Source organism: Streptomyces sp. ATCC 21386 (assembly GCF_018728545.1).
Taxonomy (GTDB): Bacteria; Actinomycetota; Actinomycetes; order Streptomycetales; family Streptomycetaceae; genus Streptomyces.
This window is the reverse complement of record NZ_JAAVVL010000001.1, coordinates 3610660-3628042: the sequence shown is the minus strand read 5'-3', so window position 1 is coordinate 3628042 and position 17383 is coordinate 3610660. Positions and strand designations below refer to the sequence as shown.

The following is a 17383-nucleotide window of genomic DNA, read 5'->3' as shown; positions in this document are numbered from 1 at the left end:
ACGCTCTGGTCATTTACACGCCGGGTCGCGGTTCGCACACACCGAGTAACGGCGAACAGGCATGCGAGAAGAGCCTCTTGACAGGGTGAAGGTCAGACTCCGACGATGCGCAGCGCGGCGTCCGCCGTCGCCTCCGCGAAGAACGAGACGGGGCGCTCGGGCTCCGAGCGGTGGACGAGGATGACCCCCTCGATCAACCCGAAGACGAGATCCGTCCGCAGCTCCAGCTCGCTCTTCGCGAGCGTCCCGCCCACGACCGTCGCGGCGATCAACTGCCGGTAGGCGTCCTTGAGTTCGGCCCGTACGGCATGGAAGCCCGCGAAGCGTTCGGCACGGACCTCCGGCAGGAGGTAGAGGCCGCCGAGGTTGTGCGGGCCGCCGCAGAGCAGCGCGACGTCGGCGCGGCACAGCTCCCACAGCCGCTCCTCGGCCGGGACGGCGTCCCGGGCCAGGAGGTCACGAGCACAGGTCAGCGACGGTGCGACCGTGGACTCCAGCAGCTCGGCGAGCAGTTCCTCCTTGCCGGAGACGTAGTGGTACATGGACGCCTGCCGCATGCCGGCGCGCTCGGCGACGGCCCGGGTGGTGGTGGCCGCGTACCCCCGCGTCGTGAACAACTCGGCCGCTGCGTCGAGCAGTTCGTCCCGGGGCGACAGTCCGCTCTCCGACCGCCCCTCGGCACGCGGTCTGCCGACCCGCCGCCCACCGCCGCCGCCCGCGCTTCCCATGTGTTCGATCCTCGCACACGGCACCCGGACTCCGGCTCAGGCCGATCGCCCTGTTCCCCGGCCCCCGACCGGGCACGATCATCGTGAGGGGGCGGTAACCACCCGGCAACGCGAGGGACATGGCACGGACGCGCCCCGCTCCTAATTTCTGTCGCACGACAGAAATACACGCCGCACCCGGAGGTCCCACGATGGCGACATCGACGACGTACGGAGCACGTGATCACGCCCGCGCCCAGGAGGGCTCCTCGGCCGAGTCCATGCCCGTGGTGCCCGCGAGCGACTGGCCCGCCCCTCCCTGCGAGCCCGCACGGCTGGTCTGGGCCGAGACGGTGGCGGGCGGCAACTACACGCACCGGGTGCTCGCCCGCGGCACCGAGCTCCGGCTGACCGACCTGCGCGGCGACGCCTGCGCCCATCTGCTGCTGCACCACGCCGACCGCCCCTGGGAGCGGCTGAACGTGGCCGACACCGTCAAGGTCCAGTGGAACGCCTACCTGGGCGAGGGCGTCCTGCTCCTGTCCGACCAGGGCCGGGTCCTGGCCTCGGTGGTCGCCGACACCTCGGGCCGCCACGACGCGCTGTGCGGCACCTCCACCCTCGTACGCAACACCGAGCGGTACGGGGACGGCACCCCGCACTCCGCCTCCCCCGCCGGGCGGGAACTGTTCAAACTGGCCGCCGCCAAGAACGGTCTGGAACCCCGCGACCTCCCGCCCTCGCTCTCCTTCTTCCAGGGGGTACGGGTACGCGAGGACGGCACCCTCGACTTCACCGGCTCCGCCGGCCCCGGCACCGCCGTGACCCTGCGCACCGAGCAGGACGTGACCGTGCTGATCGCCAATGTGCCGCACCCGGCCGACCCGCGCCCCGAGTACGTCAGCACCCCCCTGGAGGTGCTCGCCTGGCGTGCCCGGCCGACCGAGCCCGGCGACCCCCTCTGGGACGCCACGCCCGAGGGCCGCCGGGCCTTCTTGAACACCGCCGAGTTCCTCACCGCGAGGGGGAGCGCATGAGCACGAGCACCGTGGTCCCGGCCCGCGCCGCCTGGTCGTCGGTGATCCGCGCCGGCGAGACCCTCACCCTCACCGACCTGCACGGCAACCAGGCCGTCGACTTCCTGGTGTACGACGCCCACGACACGGCCGTCCGCTACAGCGCGCCCGACACGATCCACTCCCAGGGCGGCATCTTCCTCACCACGGGCAGCGTGCTGATGTCGAACGAACACACCCCGCTGATGACCGTGACCGCCGACGACGTGGGCCGGCACGACACGGTCGGCGGCGCCTGCTCCAAGGAGTCGAACACCCTGCGGTACGGGCACCACACCTGGTCGCAGCACGCCTGCGTGGACAACTTCCTCGCGGAGGGCGCGAGGCACGGCCTCGGCAAACGCGATCTGGTGTCGAACATCAACTGGTACATGAACGTCCCGGTCGAGCAGGACGGCACCCTCGGCATCGTCGACGGGATCTCCGCCCCCGGCCTCGCCCTCACTCTGCGCGCCGAGCGGGACGTGCTCGTCCTGGTCTCCAACTGCCCCCAGATCAACAACCCCTGCAACGGCTTCGACCCGACGGCCGTCCAGGTGACGATCGCCGGCCGGGTGCCGGCGGCCGCAGAAGAGACGACCACCGGAGCGGGCTCATGACCTTCGACACGCTGCTGGTCGCCAACCGGGGCGAGATCGCCGTCCGGATCATCCGAACCGCCCGCGAACTGGGCCTGCGCACGGTCGCGGTGTACTCCGACGCCGACCGCTCCGCCGCCCACGTCCGGCTCGCCGACGAGGCGGTACGGCTCGGCCCGGCGCCCGCGAAGGAGTCGTACCTCGACGCGGACCTGGTCCTGAAGGCCGCCAAGGACACCGGCGCGGGCGCCCTCCACCCCGGGTACGGGTTCCTCTCCGAGGACGCGGAATTCGCGCGCCGCTGCGAGGAGGCGGACATCGTGTTCGTCGGCCCCACCCCCGACCAGCTGGAGCTGTTCGGCGCCAAGCACACCGCGCGGGCGGCGGCCGAGGCCGCGGGCGTGCCCCTCCTGCCCGGCACCGACCTGCTCGCCTCGCTCGACGAGGCCCTCGGCCGTGCCTCGGAGATCGGCTACCCGGTGATGCTCAAGGCCACCGGCGGGGGCGGCGGTATCGGTATGTCGGCATGTCGATCCGCCGACGAACTCACCGAGGCCTGGGAGCGGGTGCGGCGCGTCGCCGCCGCCTCCTTCGCCACGACGTCCTCGGGGGTCTACCTCGAACGGTTCGTCGAGCGGGCCCGCCATGTCGAGGTGCAGGTCTTCGGCGACGGCGACGGCCTCGTCGTCACCTTCGGCGACCGCGACTGCACCCTCCAGCGCCGCCACCAGAAGGTCGTCGAGGAGGCCCCGGCCCCCGGCCTGCCCGACCACGTGCGCGCACGGCTGACCGCCGCCGCCCGCGACCTGTGCGCGAGCGTCGAGTACCGCTCCGCCGGGACGGTCGAGTTCGTGTACGACGCCACACGCGAGGAGGCGTACTTCCTGGAGGTCAACACCCGCCTCCAGGTGGAGCATCCGGTCACCGAGGAGGTCTACGGCGTCGACCTCGTCGCCTGGATGCTGCGCCTGGCCCGCGGCGACACCGCCGTGGTCCGGGCCCCGGGCCAGCCGCGCGGCCACGCCGTCGAGGCCCGGATCTACGCCGAGGACCCCTGCCGCGAGCACCGGCCGAGCGCGGGCCTGTTGACCCGGGTCGAGTTCCCGCCGGGCGTCCGCGTCGACGGCTGGGCGGAGACGGGCACCGAGGTCACGGCGTCGTACGACCCGCTGCTGGCGAAGCTCGTCGCGTACGGCTCCGACCGGGCCCACGCCCTGCGGCGGCTGGACGAGGCGCTGGCGAGGACCCGCGTCGACGGCATCGAGACGAACCTGGGCCAGCTCCGGGCAGCCCTCACCGACCCCGGTTTCCGACGGGCCGACCACACCACCGTGACCCTCGCCGCCGTCTGCGACCCGACGCCCCGTATCGAGGTCGTCTCCGGCGGCACGCTCACCACCGTGCAGGACTGGCCCGGCCGCACCGGACACTGGCAGGTCGGCGTCCCGCCCAGCGGCCCCATGGACGACCTGTCCTTCCGCCTCGGCAACCTGGCGCTGGGCAACCCCGAGGGCGCCCCCGGCCTCGAATGCACCCTGCAGGGGCCCACCCTGCGCTTCACCCACGCCACCACGGTCTGCGTGACGGGCGCGCCCGCACCGGTGACCGTGGACGGCGCACCGGTCCCCCGGTGGGAACCGGTGACGGTACCCGCCGGAGCCGTACTGGCCGTCGGTGCCCCGGCCGACCACGGACCTGACTCTTATACACATCTGAAAAAAAAAAAAAAAGTCCCTCCCCGCGCGCACCCCGGGCCCTTGGCGCGTAGCGGTCCCCACACCCGCTCAGCTGGGCGAACTCGACGAGGGCTGGGCGGAGGCGTTCGAGGCGACCGTCACCCGTCTGCAGGCCACGGGCGCGGACGTACGGACCCTCGACCTCACCCCGTTCACCGAGGCGGCGGCCATGCTCTACCAGGGCGCCTTCGTGGCCGAGCGCTACACGGCGGTCGGCGACTTCGTCGACAAGGCCGTCGCGGACGGTGTGGACTCCCTGGACCCCACCGTCGCGGGCATCATCACCCGGGCCCGGGACATCCCGGCCCACCGGCTCTTCGCCGACCAGGACCGACTGTCCGCCCTGCGCACCCGCGCGCTCGCCGAACTGGCCGACGCGGACGCCCTGTTGCTGCCGACGACACCGGGCCACCCCACACTCGCCGAGGTGGCCGCCGACCCGCTGGGCGCCAACGCCCGCCTCGGCCGCTTCACCAACTCCACGAACCTCTTCGACCTGGCGGCGGTGGCCGTCCCCGCCGGTGAGGTGAACGGTCACCCCTTCGGCGTGATGCTGATCGGCCCGGCCTTCACGGACGGCCGCCTGGCCCGCCTCGCCTCCGTACTCCAGCCGGAGACCCGCCTGGCGGTGGTGGGCGCCCACCTCGCGGGCCAGCCCCTGAACCCCCAACTGCTGTCCCTGGGCGCCCGACTGGAACGAACCACCACAACGGCCCCCGTCTACCGCCTGCACGCCCTGCGCACGACCCCGCCGAAACCCGGCCTGGTCCATGTCGGCGAGGGCGGCGCCCCGATCGAGGCGGAGGTCTGGCGCCTCCCGCCAGAGGGCCTGGGCCGCCTCCTGACGACCCTCCCCCGCCCCATGACCCTGGGCACCGTCGAACTCGCCGACGGCACCCGAACCCCAGGCTTCCTCTGCGAACCGTCAGCCCTCAGAGGCACCGAGGACATCACGAAGTACGGAGGCTGGCGCAACTACACAACCCGCTGAACCGGACCGCACGGCCAGGCGGATGTCTTTACGGGCCGCTGAGAACCAAGCGAGAAGCCCCATGAGCCTTCAGGGGCGCGGGGAACCACGCCAGAAGCCCGACAAGCCTTCAGGGGCGCGGGGAAGTGCGCGAGATCCCCCACTCACCCGCGCCCGTCCGACAACCGACCCCATCCCACTCCCCCGCCCGGCGAAGCCTCACCCCACCGACGAGTAGGCCACAACCCCCCTCAACACCCCGTCCACAGCCTTACGCGCACTCTTCCCCACGGTCGACCCTGCGGGCGCCGCCGCGGAGATCTGGCCAAGCACATCGATCACCTGCTTGCACCACCGCACGAAGTCACCCGCCGGCATCTCCACCTCCCGCAGCACCTCGTCCAGCCCCGCCCCCGAAGCCCACATGTACGCGGCCCAGGCGAAGCCGAGATCCGGCTCCCGCTGCCCGACCCCTTCGCTCTGCGTGATCCGGAACTCCTCCTCCAGCGCGTCCAGCCGCCCCCAGATCCGCACCATCTCCCCGAGCGCGGCCTTGGCGTTCCCGGACGGCAGCTTCGGCGCCATCGCGTCGTCGCCGACGCGCGCCTCGTAGACCAGCGCCGAGACGCACGCCGCGAGCTCCGCGGGCCCGAGCCCCTCCCACACACCCGCGCGCAGACACTCACTGGCGAGCAGGTCCAGCTCGCCGTAGAGCCGGGCGAGCCGCTTGCCGTGCTCGGTGACCTCGTCGCTTCGCAGATAGTCCAGCTCGGTGAGCAGGGCGACGATCCGGTCGAAGGTCCGCGCGATCGTGTTCGTACGGCCCTCGATACGCCGCTCCAGCTGCGCGGTGTCCCGCTTGAGCCGGTGGTACCGCTCGGCCCACCGCGCGTGGTCCTCACGGTCGCTGCACCCGTGGCACGGATGCGCCCGCAGCTCGGCGCGCAGCCGCGCGATCTCACGGTCGTCCGCGGCGGCGGCCCGCCGCTTACGGTGCCGGTCCGGCACCAGATGCCCGGCCTTGGTGCGCAACGCCGACGCCAGATCCCGGCGCGACTGCGGCGAACGCGGGTTGAACGACTTCGGGATCCGCATCCGCTCCAGCGCCTCCACCGGCACCGGGAAGTCCATCGACGCCAGCCGCTTGACCTGCCGCTCGGCGGTCAGCACCAGCGGGCGCGGCCCGTCGTGGTGCTCGAAACCCCGGTGGCCGTTGGACCGCCCGGCGGGCAGCCCGGGGTCCAGGACCAGCGCGAGCCCGGCGTACTTGCCCGTGGGCACATGGATGACGTCGCCTGGCTTGAGCTTCTCCAGCGCGACGGCGGCCTCGGCGCGCCGCTGCGCGGCCCCCTGCTTGGCCAGCTCGGTCTCGCGGTCCTTGAGGTCCCGCCTGAGGCGCGCATACTCCTCGAAGTCCCCGAGGTGACAGGTCATCGACTCCCGGTAGCCCTCGAGGCCCTCCTCGTTGCGCTGCACCTGCCGGGAGATCCCGACGACCGACTTGTCGGCCTGGAACTGCGCGAACGAGGTCTCCAGCAACTCGCGCGAGCGATGCCGCCCGAACTGCTCGACCAGGTTGACCGCCATGTTGTACGACGGCTTGAAGCTGGAGCGCAGCGGGTACGTCCGGGTGCCGGCGAGCCCGGCGAGGTGATCGGGGTTCATGCCCCGCTGCCACAGCACCACCGCGTGGCCCTCGACATCGATGCCGCGCCGGCCCGCACGCCCCGTCAGCTGGGTGTACTCACCGGGGGTGATGTCGGCGTGCTGCTCGCCGTTCCACTTGACGAGCTTCTCCAACACCACCGAGCGGGCGGGCATGTTGATGCCGAGCGCGAGGGTCTCGGTGGCGAACACGGCCTTGACCAGGCCGCGTACGAAGAGCTCCTCGACGACCTCCTTGAACGTCGGCAGCATGCCCGCGTGGTGGGCCGCGATGCCGCGTTCCAGGCCTTCCAGCCACTCGTAGTAGCCGAGGACGTGGAGGTCCTCGCGGGGGATGGAGGCGGTGCGTTCCTCGACGAGGGCGCGCACCTCGTGCCGGGACTCGTCGTCGTTCAGCCGGAGGCCCGCGTACAGGCACTGCTGGACGGCGGCCTCGCAGGCGGCGCGGCTGAAGATGAAGGTGATGGCGGGCAACAGACCTTCGGAGTCGAGCCGTTCGATGACCTCGGGGCGGCTCGGGATCCAGATCCTGGACCGCTGTCTGCGCTCGCGCTCACGGTCGGCCTCGCGCATGGCGCGGCCGCGCCGACGGTCCTGGAAGGAGGGCCGGCTGGCCTCCATCCGCGCCATCCGGGTCAGGTCCGGGTTGACGGCCTTCTTGTTGCCCTCGCCCTCCTCGAACAGGTCGTACATCCGCCGTCCGGCGAGCACGTGCTGGAACAGCGGCACCGGCCGGTGTTCGGAGACGATCACGTCGGTGTCGCCGCGCACGGTGTCCAGCCAGTCGCCGAACTCCTCGGCGTTCGACACGGTGGCGGACAGCGAGACCAGGGTGACCGACTCGGGAAGGTGGATGATCACCTCTTCCCAGACGGCGCCCCGGAAGCGGTCGGAGAGGTAGTGCACCTCGTCCATGACGACGTACCCGAGGCCGAGGAGGGTCTGGGAGCCCGCGTACAGCATGTTCCGCAGCACCTCGGTGGTCATCACGACCACGGGGGCTTCGGAGTTGACGCTGTTGTCACCGGTGAGCAGACCGACCTTGTCGGCGCCGTAACGGCGGCACAGGTCGGCGTACTTCTGGTTCGACAGGGCCTTGATGGGTGTCGTGTAGAAGCACTTCTTGCCCTGTTGCAGGGCGAGGTGGACGGCGAACTCGCCGACGATCGTCTTGCCCGAGCCGGTGGGGGCGGCCACCAGGACGCCCTTGCCCGCCTCCAGCGCCTGGCAGGCCTCGATCTGGAAGGGGTCGAGACCGAAGTCGTACATCTCGCGGAAGGAGGCGAGCGCGGTGGCCTGCTCGGCAGCGCGCCTACGTGCTGCCGCGTACCGCTCGGCCGGTGAGAGGTCCTCTGTCATCGTGCTTTCGAGCGTACCGGGCCCCACTGACAACAGGACGATCATTATCCGGATCGTGGCACCGTCGAGATCAGGACCGTCCGCCGTCCGAAAAGGAATCACGGCGAACGCACGGACGTACGACGGCGGTGGGCCCCACCCGGGATGCCGGACGCTGTTGGTAAATCCGGGGGCCTGCGTGACGACGGCCTGCACGACCCCGTTGGGGTTGTGCAGGCCGTCGTCATGTTCGTGGGGTGGGTTCGTGTCGTTGCGTGGGGTGGATCTGGCGGAGATTCCGGAGGAGACCGCGCGGCTGGCGCGTGCGGTGTTTCCGAAGGGGTGTCTGGTGATGCGGGTTCGGGATGCGCTCGGGCCGGTCTTCGCCGATGCCGACTTCGAGGAGTTGTTCTCGGCGCGGGGGCGGCCGGTGGTCTCGCCGGCGCGGCTGGCGCTGGTGTCGGTGTTGCAGTTCGCCGAGGGTCTGACCGACCGGCAGGCTGCGCACGCGGTCCGTTCGCGTCTGGACTGGAAGTACGCCCTGTCGCTGGAGCTGGCCGACGTGGGGTTCGACTTCTCCGTGCTCAGCGAGTTCCGGGCCCGGCTGACCGAGTCGGATGCGGGCCGGGCGGTGTTCGACGCGGTGCTGACGGCCGCCGGGGAGGCCGGGCTGGTCAAGGCGGGTAACCGGCAGCGCACGGACGCCACCCATGTACTGGCCGTGACCAGGGATCTGAGCCGGCTGGAGTTCGTGGTCGAGACACTGCGGGCGGCTTTGAACCAGATCGCCGAGGCGGCCGGGGACTGGCTGATGGGGTTGGCTGCGCCGGAGTGGTTCGACCGGTACTCGGCGCGTCCGGAGGACAGCCGTTTCCCGTCCCGGTGGGCCGCCCGGATCGAGCACGGCGACCAGTGCGGGGCCGACGGCACGGTGCTGCTGGAAGCGGTCTGGTCGACATCGGCACCGCCCGGCCTGCAGCGTCTTCCCGCGGTGGAGTTCCTCCGCCAGACCTGGGTGCAGCAGTTTCACCGCGTCGACGGCACCGTGCGCTGGCGGGAGCCGAAGAACACCCCGCCCGGCCTGATCCGCTTACGCACCCCGCACGAGCCCGGGGCCAGGACCGGAGCGAAGCGCGATCTGGCCTGGTCCGGATACAAGGTCCACCTCAGCGAGACCTGCGAGCCCGACGCCCCGCACCTGATCACCCACATCCACACCACCCCGGCACCGGTGACCGACAACGCCGTGCTGGAGGACATCCACACCGCCCTTGCCGACCGCCAACTGGTGCCGGACGAACACCTGCTGGACGCCGGATACGTCGACGCCGAGCAGATCCACCACGCCCGCCGCGATCACAGCATCACCCTCGTCGGACCGGTCGGGAAGAACACCATCCGGCAACAGGCAACCGGCGACGTCTTCGACAGCACGCGCTTCACCGTCGACTGGGAGCAACGCCAGGCCGTCTGCCCCGGCGGCCACACCAGCGTCCAGTGGAGAGACGCCCAGAGCCACCGCGGCACCCCGGTCACCCGCGTCCGCTTCGCCGAACGCCACTGCACCCCCTGTGAACTGCGGACTTCCTGCACCACCGCCGAAACCGGCCGCAATCTGACCCTGCGCCCCAAAGCCGAACACGAGATCCTCCAGCAGGCCCGCACCGAGCAGGACACCCACCACTGGCGCCGCCGCTACGGACACCGCGCCGGCGTCGAGGGCACCATCTCCCAAGGCGTCCAGGCATTCGGCCTGCGCAGATCCCGCTACCGCGGCCTCGCCAAAACCCGGCTGCAACACCACTTCACCGGCGCCGCCATCAACCTCGCCCGCATCGATGCCTGGCTCACCGGCAGACCGCTCGCCCGCACCCGCACCTCACCCTTCGCAGCACTCCGCCCCGCTGAATGAGATCCAGCGGGGCGGATTTACCAACAGCGTCCGGGATGCCGGATGGGGCCCACCGCCGTCTCGTCCCGGCTTCGTGCCGTGTGCCGGTGTTCAGGTCACGTCGTCGTACCCGTTGATCCGCTCCCGCTCGGGCTCGGTCTGCGCGGGAAGCGCCTTGGCCACGGACACGGTCTCGACCTCGCCGATGTCCTCGGGGGTGAGATCCAGCTCGGATGCCTCGTCGTCGGCGGGGCCGAGCGCGTCGCGCTGTCGCCTGCGCTTGTCGTTCAGCAGGGAGAAGCCGGTGGCCACGAAGTACAGCAGGATGATCGGCGCGGCCAGCGAGAGCATCGAGACCGGGTCGACGGTCGGGGTGGCGAACGCGGCGAACACGGTGACACCCATGATCATGGCCCGCCACCAGCCCAGCATCCGCCGGCCGGTGACCATGCCCGTCATGTTCATCATGACGAGCACGAGCGGCAGCTCGAAGGAGAGGCCGAACACGATGACCATGCGGGTCACGAGGTCCAGCAGCTCGTCCAGGGGCAGCAGGTTGACGGCGTTGTCAGGGGTGAAGTCGAGCAGGACCTCGGCGGCGGCGGGCAGCACGTGGTACGAGAAGTAGGCGCCCACCATGAACAGCGGGAAGCCCGCGGCCACGAAGGCCATCGAGTAGCGCTTCTCGTGCCGGTGCAGGCCGGGCGCGATGAAGGCCCACAGCTGATAGAGCCAGACCGGGCTGGCGATGACCACGCCGGCCGTCAGGGACACCTTGATCATCAGAGTGAACGGGCCCATCAGGCCCGACATCGTGATGTTGCCGCAGGCTCCCTTGCTCTCCTTGGCGAGTTCGGTGAAGTCGCGCGTGCACCCGACGGACTCCTGGACCGGCCGGGTGAGGAAGTTGATGATCTCCTGGTAGAAGACCAGACCCACCACAGAGGCCACGACGATCGCCAGGAGCGCTTTGCCCAGCCGGTTGCGGAGCTCGCGAAGGTGCTCCACGAGGGGCATCCGCCCCTCGGGATCCTTCTCCTTGTTGCGGGCAGACTTGAGCAACCCACGTCCTCATCTCGTGCGGCAGGCCGGAAGTCTGGTCCGGCCTTGCGTCAGCGCTTGGTGGTGTCCGTCGGCTCGCTCACCGGGCGGGAGCTGGTCACGTCGCCCGGGGCGGCCTGGATGGTGCGCTGGGCCGGGGCCTCGCTGCCGGCGTGCGGAGGCGCGGCCGCCGCGTTGGTGTCGTCCTGGCCTTCGGACTTCATGGCCTTGGCCTCGCTCTTGAGGATGCGGGCGGACTTGCCCAGGGAGCGCGCCATGTCCGGAAGCTTCTTGGCACCGAACAGCAGGATGATGACGACGAGGATCAGAATGATCTCGGTGGGGCCGAGCCTACCCATAGCTGTCTACCTTCTTCACCGAGGCGGCGGGTGGGGGCTGTCCGACCAGTCGGACAAGTGTCCGAACGGTCGTACTGGCAGCGATCGTAACGCTCAGGGGTGAACGCTGGGCAATCCCCCTGCGTACTCCCGATTCGCGACCCGGGCCTCGTTCTCCGTGCCGCGACAGGCAGCGTACCTGCCAAAGGTGAGAAGGTGACAGGGCGAAGTGGCGCAAAACGCACCGCGCTGTCAACTCACAGGGCCTCGGTCGCCACTCACAGAGCGTCCGCGGAACGGGCCGCGCTCGCCGTCGCCCGCTCCAGATCCTCCGCCGCCCGGCTGATCCTCCGCGCCGACTCCGCGACCTGCGCACCCAGCCGCCGGGCCTCCAGGAAGACCCGCACGGCCAGCACCCCGAGCACGACCAGCCCGACAAAACCCACAGCCACCGCGAACATCGCCCAGAACATGAGCCGACCCTAGCCCCTGGCCCTAGCCCGCCGAATGCAGCCGGAGGGTTCGCACACCGCCGCCGGTCAGCAGCTCGACGATGCGCTCACCGGCCGGCTTGCGGACGGCGGTGCCGCACTCGGGGCAGGTGAAGGAGTAGAAGGTGGTCTTGCTGGTGGCGCCGATGGCCAGCCGCAGCGCGCTCGCACCCAGCTCGAAGTTGGCCCGGCAGTCGGGGCAGCCGGCCCTGAACACCACGTCGACCGCCTTCTTCATTCCCGCGAAGGCGACCGCGACGGTCATCTCCCGGATCTCCTGGATCTCCTGCACCCCGGACTTCACCCCGGACTTCACACCGGACTTCACACCCGACACAACCGACCCGCCGCTCACAGCCCTCGTATCTCCCTTTTCCGGTCGTACGCCGTCGTCGTCTCGCCGTCGTCGTCTCGCCGTCGTCGTTTCACGTCTGGCCGCCCCCGGTGCCGCCGTCACACGGTCCCGCAGTCCCGCGGTGTTCCGGTCAGGGTCCGGCCGGCTCGGCCTCGTCGTAGGCCGCCAGCGCCTCGCGGGCCGCCCGGCGGGCGCTGTCGGCGAGGTCCGCCGGGGAGACGATCCGGCCGTCGCGCCCGAGCCGCAGCGCCAGGCGCCGCAGCGAGGCGGGGTCGGGGGTGCGCAGGCTGATGCGCAGCCCGCCGTCCGGCAGCTCCTCGGCGCTGTCGTGCGGGTAGTACTCGGCGACCCAGCGCCCGCCGGGACCCACCTCGACCACCACCTCGGGATCCTCGGCGGCCGGCTGCACCAGCGCCTCCGACAGGTCCCGCAGCTCGATCTCGGGCGGCGCGGACGGCTCGTCGAGGATCTTGATCTCGGCGACCCGGTCCAGCCGGAACGTACGCCGGGCCTCGGAGCGGCGGCACCAGGCCTCGACATAGGTGTGACCCACGCTGACCAGGCGAATCGGGTCGATCTCGCGTTCGGTGACCTCGTCGCGGGCGGGCGAGTAGTAGCGGATCCACAGCCGCCTGCGCTCCGAGATGGCCCGGTCCACGTCCGCGAAGACCCCGCCCTCGGCCTCGAACGTGACCGACAGGCGCGAGCTGGCGCCCGCCGCCTCCCCGGCCGCGCCCTCGACCTTGGCGGTGGCCCGCAGCAGGGCCTGCCGGTCACTCTCCCGCAGCCCGGGCAGGGTGGCCACCGCGCGGGCCGCCACCAGCAGGGCGGTGGCCTCGTCGGCGGCCAGCCTCAGCGGCTCGGCGGCCTCCGCGCCGAGGGCGGCCGGGTTGTGCCACCAGATGCGTTCGCCGTCGGTGTCGATGTCCAGCAGGTCACCGCCGCGGAAGCTGGTCCCGCACATGGGCAGCACATCGAGGTCCGACACCAGCTCGTCCTCGGTGATCCCGAAGGCACGGGCGACGTCCTCGATCCGGGCGCCGGGCCGCTCCCGCAGATACGTCACCAGGGAGAGCATCCGCCGGGTCTGGTCGATGGCGTTCGCCGGCCGGGCCGGTTTTCCCACCACGTTCTTACGTCCCCCTCAACCCTTGGCCACGGCACGCAGCCGGTCCACCACGTCGGCCCGCAGCTCGGCGGGCTCCAGGACCACCACGTCGGGCCCGAACTCCACCAGCCAGGCATCCAGACCGTGCCCGTACGGAATCTCCAACTCGTCCCAGCCGTTCCCGAGTTCCCGAACGAGGGAGGCCTTCGCGCGCAGCGGGTAGCCGGCGCCGGAGCGCAGCCGGATCAGTGCGGAACGGTCGGCCGTCTCCCCGGCCCAGCTCGCGACCGTCTCCCGCACGGTGACGACGTCGGGGACCTCGGCGGTGTACGCGGCACCCCGGCTGCGGACCTTGCCGGTGATCCGGGAGAGCCTGAAGACCCGCTCGGCACCCCGGTCCCGGTCGAAGCCGGCCAGGTACCAGTGGCCGCGCCAGCACTCCAGCGCCCACGGCTCCACATGGCGGGGCTCAGGGCGCGCGGCGGTCGCCTTGCGGTACTCGAACACGACGGGACGCCGGTCACGGCAGGCCAGCATCAGCGGCTCGAAGGCGGCCTCGTGCACCGGGATGCGTGGTTCCAGGGCCCCGTGGGCCTCGTACGGGTCGACGTCCTCGGGCAGCCCGGCCGCGCGCAGCTTCTGCAGGGCGCCGCTCGCGGCACCGGCGAGACGGGCCTGCTGCCAGACCTTCGCGGCGAGCCCGAGGGCCGCGGCCTCCTCGGCGTCGAGGGTGATCGGCGGGAGGCTGTTGCTGTCGCGTCGGGCCAGATAGCCGACCTCACCGTCGAGGTTCTCCACCGTCTCGATGACGAGGCCGAGTTCGCGCAGATCGTCCTTGTCGCGCTCGAACATGCGGTTGAAGGAGTCGTCGGAGCCGGCTGCGCCTTTTCCCGTCCCGGCGGCCTCGACATACGCCTCGATGGAATCCCGCAGCTCGCGCTTGCTGAGCGGCCGCCGCGTCCCCAGCAGACACAGCGCCAGGTTCATCAACCGCTCGGCCTTGGCAATGGCCATCGACGCCCTTCCTCCGGGTGTTTCCGCGGCACGACCGTACCGCTACGAAGCGTCGCGGCAAAAGCCGAGGGTCCATGCCCGAAAAGGCATGGACCCCAGACAGTCGGGACCGGTCACGGCATGATCGCCGCGGAACCGGGATCCGACGGATCAGACCCCGAGGAGGTCGACCACGAAGATCAGCGTCTCACCGGGCTTGATCGCCGGAGTCGGGCTCTGGTTCCCGTAGGCGAGGTGGGCCGGAATGGTCAGCTGGCGACGGCCACCGACCTTCATGCCCTGCACACCCTGGTCCCAGCCCTTGATGACACGACCGCCACCGAGCGGGAAACGGAACGGCGTCCCGCGGTTCCAGCTGGCGTCGAACTCCTCGCCGGTGGAGAAGGACACACCCACGTAGTGCACGGTGACGGTCTGGCCCGCCTGGGCCACCTCGCCGTCGCCCTCCCAGATGTCCTTGATCTCCAGGTCCGCCGGCGGCTGGCCCTCGGGGAAGTCGATCTCGGGCTTGTCAATGCTCACGTCTTCAGGCTCCTGCTTGTGTACGTACGAGGCAACACGGACAGTCTCGCATCCCCGGGGATCACATCTTCGCGAGGATGTCCACGGTGAACACCATCACGGAATCCTTCTTGATGTCGCTGCCGCTCGGCGGCGTGTCCCCGTAACCCAGCTCCGGGGGGATGACAATGAGGAGGCGACTGCCCACCTTCTTGCCGGTCATGCCCTGCGACCAGCCCTTGACGACCTGCTTCAGCCCGAACGAGCTGAGCGCGTCCCGGCTGTAGGAGGAGTCGAACTCCTTGCCGGTGTCCCAGAGCACGCCCTTGTACTGCACCAACAGGCTGTCGTCCGGACCGACCTCGGGGCCGTCGCCCTCCAGGATGTAGTTCGCCACCAGCTTCTTCGGCGGGTCGACCTTGGGCACCTCGATGGAGGGCGCCTTGCCGTCGGTGTTCGTGCCCACCTTCGGCAGGTTCACGTCGTCCTGCGCGACCTTCGCGCCCTTCGCCGAACTCTTCGCGTTGAAGGTGTCCTGGATGTCCACCACGAAGACCAGCGTGTCGGTGCCCTTGATCCCCGCCTGCGCGTTGCCGTCCTTGCCGTAGCCCCACGTCGGCGGCACGGCCATCTGGACCCGGCTGCCGGCCTTCTTGCCGGTCAGGGCGTACCGCCAGCCGTCGATGATGCCCTGCGGGGAGAGCTGGATGACCAGCGGCGTCTTACGGTCGTAGGAGTTGTCGAAGACCTTCGCCGAGGCCCAGATCTGCCCCAGGTAGTTCGCCTGGATGTAGTCGCCCTCGGCGACCGTCTTCCCGCTGCCCGCGATGACCGTCTTCACCGCCAGGTCCTTCGACGGATCACCGCTGCCCTTCGCGACGGTCGGCTTCTCGTCGAACTTCACCCCGGCCGTGATCGCCGGCAGCGGACCGTCCACGATCTTCGGCGGCTTCGCCGCGCCGCTCGCCGACGCGGACGGGCTGCTGCTGGCCTTGGCCGAGTCTGACTCGCTGTCACCACAGGCGGCGAGCGTGACCAGTCCAGCGGGAACAGCGATGAGGAGTGAGCGTCGGCGCACGGTGAAGGCCTCGTATCGGTCGATCTTGTCGGATGGCGTGCGCGCAACTCTACGGCGTGAGAAGGGCGCCGTACGGCAAACGTACGGCGCCCCGCGTTGCGTTCCGGCAATCGGGCCCGGAACATTCCGGCTCACATTCCCGCGATCAGCTTCTCCACCCGGTCGTCCACCGAACGGAACGGGTCCTTGCACAACACCGTCCGCTGCGCCTGGTCGTTGAGCTTGAGATGCACCCAGTCGACCGTGAAATCCCGGCGCTGTTCCTGTGCGCGCCGGATGAAGTCGCCACGCAGCCGGGCCCGAGTGGTCTGCGGCGGAACCGACTTGCCCTCGAAGATCTTCAAGTCATTGCAGATACGGGTGGCTTGACCTTTCCTCTCCAGCAGGTAGTAGAGGCCACGACGGCGGTGGATGTCGTGATACGCGAGGTCTATCTGCGCGACCCGCGGATGCGACATGGTCATGTTGTGCTTGGCCCGGTACCGCTCGATGAGCTTGTACTTCATCACCCAGTCGATTTCGGTACCGATCCGGTCGAGGTCCTCCGCCTCGATCGCGTCCAGCGTGCGGCCCCACAGCTCCAGCACCTGCTCCACGGTGCCCGTACGGATACCGCGGCGCTCCACGAAGTCCACGGCCTTCTCGTAGTACTCGCGCTGCACCTCCAGCGCGGAGGCCTCCCGGCCACTGGCCAGCCGCACCTTGCGACGGCCGGTGATGTCATGGCTGACCTCGCGGATCGCCCGGATCGGGTTCTCCAGGGTGAGGTCACGCATGACGGTGCCCGCCTCGATCATGCGCAGCACCAGGTCGGTGGCGCCGACCTTGAGCAGCATGGTCGTCTCGGACATGTTCGAGTCACCCACGATGACGTGGAGACGGCGGTACCGCTCGGCGTCCGCGTGCGGTTCGTCACGGGTGTTGATGATCGGCCGGGAGCGGGTGGTCGCCGAGCTGACGCCCTCCCAGATGTGCTCCGCGCGCTGGCTCACGCAGTACACCGCACCACGCGGGGTCTGCAGAACCTTGCCCGCACCGCACAGCAGCTGCCGGGTGACGAGGAACGGAATCAGGATGTCCGCGAGACGGGAGAACTCCCCGTGCCGCGCCACCAGATAGTTCTCATGGCAACCGTATGAGTTGCCGGCGGAGTCCGTGTTGTTCTTGAAGAGGTAGACGTCGCCCGCGATTCCCTCCTCGTGCAGGCGGCGTTCGGCGTCGACCAGCAGTCCTTCGAGAATGCGCTCGCCGGCCTTGTCGTGAGTGACCAGTTCGGTCACGTTGTCACATTCGGGTGTCGCGTATTCCGGATGTGAGCCCACGTCGAGATAGAGGCGGGCCCCGTTCCGCAGAAACACATTGCTGCTGCGGCCCCATGACACGACACGGCGGAAGAGGTACCGCGCCACCTCGTCAGGAGACAGACGGCGCTGTCCCCTGAACGTGCACGTGACGCCGTACTCGTTCTCCAGCCCGAAAATGCGGCGGTCCATGAC

General features: G+C 70.2%; 14 protein-coding genes and 2 pseudogenes. 5 read left to right on the top strand and 11 right to left on the bottom strand.

Features of this window, described 5'->3' with window-relative positions:
* Positions 1-92 precede the first annotated feature (92 nt).
* Complete coding sequence (locus tag GWK25_RS15825; protein WP_215450862.1) at positions 93-728, bottom strand: TetR/AcrR family transcriptional regulator; 636 nt, start codon at positions 726-728, stop codon at positions 93-95.
* Between the two features lie 191 nt (positions 729-919).
* Here GWK25_RS15825 and GWK25_RS15820 point away from each other — a divergent pair, with 191 nt between their 5' ends.
* The 4 genes and pseudogenes from GWK25_RS15820 to GWK25_RS15805 form a co-directional block, all read left to right on the top strand.
* The gene (locus GWK25_RS15820; protein ID WP_215450861.1) at positions 920-1744 is read left to right on the top strand and encodes an urea amidolyase associated protein UAAP1; all 825 of its coding nucleotides are present in this window, start codon (positions 920-922) and stop codon (positions 1742-1744) included.
* The gene (locus GWK25_RS15815) at positions 1741-2382 is read left to right on the top strand and encodes an urea amidolyase associated protein UAAP2 (RefSeq protein ID WP_215450860.1); all 642 of its coding nucleotides are present in this window, start codon (positions 1741-1743) and stop codon (positions 2380-2382) included. Before GWK25_RS15820 ends, GWK25_RS15815 begins: the two co-directional genes overlap by 4 nt.
* Positions 2379-4062, top strand: a pseudogene (locus GWK25_RS15810) (biotin carboxylase N-terminal domain-containing protein); the annotation flags it as partial. The gene GWK25_RS15815 and the pseudogene GWK25_RS15810, both read left to right, overlap by 4 nt.
* Positions 4063-4095: 33 nt before the next feature.
* Positions 4096-5088, top strand: a pseudogene (locus GWK25_RS15805) (amidase family protein); the annotation flags it as partial.
* Between the two features lie 198 nt (positions 5089-5286).
* On the opposite strand, the gene GWK25_RS15800 reads toward GWK25_RS15805, so the two are convergent.
* Positions 5287-8136, bottom strand: coding sequence for an RNA helicase (locus GWK25_RS15800; protein ID WP_215450859.1), 2850 nt, complete (start codon positions 8134-8136; stop codon positions 5287-5289).
* Between the two features lie 199 nt (positions 8137-8335).
* On the opposite strand from GWK25_RS15800, the gene GWK25_RS15795 reads away from it, so the two are divergent.
* On the top strand, positions 8336-9982 hold the full coding sequence (locus GWK25_RS15795) for an IS1182 family transposase (protein WP_215448706.1): 1647 nt from the start codon (positions 8336-8338) through the stop codon (positions 9980-9982).
* Positions 9983-10072: 90 nt separating this feature from the next.
* Here the strand turns inward: GWK25_RS15795 and tatC are convergent, their stop codons facing one another.
* The 9 genes from tatC to pafA all read right to left on the bottom strand — a co-directional run bounded on the left by tatC (position 10073) and on the right by pafA (position 17380).
* A complete protein-coding gene (tatC, locus tag GWK25_RS15790) occupies positions 10073-11023 on the bottom strand; it encodes a twin-arginine translocase subunit TatC (protein WP_215450858.1) in 951 nt (316 codons plus the stop codon).
* Positions 11024-11073: 50 nt separating this feature from the next.
* The gene (tatA, locus tag GWK25_RS15785) at positions 11074-11361 is read right to left on the bottom strand and encodes a Sec-independent protein translocase subunit TatA (RefSeq protein WP_215450857.1); all 288 of its coding nucleotides are present in this window, start codon (positions 11359-11361) and stop codon (positions 11074-11076) included.
* 257 nt (positions 11362-11618) lie between these two features.
* A complete protein-coding gene (locus GWK25_RS15780; protein ID WP_215450856.1) occupies positions 11619-11813 on the bottom strand; it encodes a hypothetical protein in 195 nt (64 codons plus the stop codon).
* 22 nt (positions 11814-11835) lie between these two features.
* The gene (locus GWK25_RS15775) at positions 11836-12096 is read right to left on the bottom strand and encodes a hypothetical protein (protein ID WP_037702271.1); all 261 of its coding nucleotides are present in this window, start codon (positions 12094-12096) and stop codon (positions 11836-11838) included.
* A gap of 220 nt (positions 12097-12316) precedes the next feature.
* Positions 12317-13315 carry a YafY family protein gene (locus tag GWK25_RS15770; RefSeq protein ID WP_215450855.1) on the bottom strand — a complete coding sequence of 333 codons (999 nt, stop codon included), beginning with the start codon at positions 13313-13315 and terminating at the stop codon, positions 12317-12319.
* A gap of 15 nt (positions 13316-13330) precedes the next feature.
* The gene (locus GWK25_RS15765; RefSeq protein ID WP_215450854.1) at positions 13331-14308 is read right to left on the bottom strand and encodes a YafY family protein; all 978 of its coding nucleotides are present in this window, start codon (positions 14306-14308) and stop codon (positions 13331-13333) included.
* 150 nt (positions 14309-14458) lie between these two features.
* Positions 14459-14830: an FKBP-type peptidyl-prolyl cis-trans isomerase gene (locus tag GWK25_RS15760; RefSeq protein WP_045557108.1), complete on the bottom strand. Its 372-nt coding sequence runs from the start codon at positions 14828-14830 to the stop codon at positions 14459-14461.
* A 61-nt stretch (positions 14831-14891) separates the two neighbouring features.
* Positions 14892-15887: an FKBP-type peptidyl-prolyl cis-trans isomerase gene (locus tag GWK25_RS15755; RefSeq protein ID WP_215450853.1), complete on the bottom strand. Its 996-nt coding sequence runs from the start codon at positions 15885-15887 to the stop codon at positions 14892-14894.
* A 131-nt stretch (positions 15888-16018) separates the two neighbouring features.
* A complete protein-coding gene (gene pafA / locus GWK25_RS15750; RefSeq protein WP_013004876.1) occupies positions 16019-17380 on the bottom strand; it encodes a Pup--protein ligase in 1362 nt (453 codons plus the stop codon).
* Positions 17381-17383 lie beyond the last annotated feature (3 nt).

What these genes read in the sequence shown, in the direction of transcription:
- GWK25_RS15825 (WP_215450862.1), bottom strand. Translation starts at nt 728, where the DNA reads ATGGGAAGCGCGGGCGGCGGCGGTGGGCGGCGGGTCGGCAGACCGCGT.
- GWK25_RS15820 (WP_215450861.1), top strand. Translation starts at nt 920, where the DNA reads ATGGCGACATCGACGACGTACGGAGCACGTGATCACGCCCGCGCCCAG.
- GWK25_RS15815 (WP_215450860.1), top strand. Translation starts at nt 1,741, where the DNA reads ATGAGCACGAGCACCGTGGTCCCGGCCCGCGCCGCCTGGTCGTCGGTG.
- GWK25_RS15800 (WP_215450859.1), bottom strand. Translation starts at nt 8,136, where the DNA reads ATGATCGTCCTGTTGTCAGTGGGGCCCGGTACGCTCGAAAGCACGATG.
- tatA (WP_215450857.1), bottom strand. Translation starts at nt 11,361, where the DNA reads ATGGGTAGGCTCGGCCCCACCGAGATCATTCTGATCCTCGTCGTCATC.
- GWK25_RS15780 (WP_215450856.1), bottom strand. Translation starts at nt 11,813, where the DNA reads ATGTTCTGGGCGATGTTCGCGGTGGCTGTGGGTTTTGTCGGGCTGGTC.
- GWK25_RS15775 (WP_037702271.1), bottom strand. Translation starts at nt 12,096, where the DNA reads ATGACCGTCGCGGTCGCCTTCGCGGGAATGAAGAAGGCGGTCGACGTG.
- GWK25_RS15765 (WP_215450854.1), bottom strand. Translation starts at nt 14,308, where the DNA reads ATGGCCATTGCCAAGGCCGAGCGGTTGATGAACCTGGCGCTGTGTCTG.
- pafA (WP_013004876.1), bottom strand. Translation starts at nt 17,380, where the DNA reads ATGGACCGCCGCATTTTCGGGCTGGAGAACGAGTACGGCGTCACGTGC.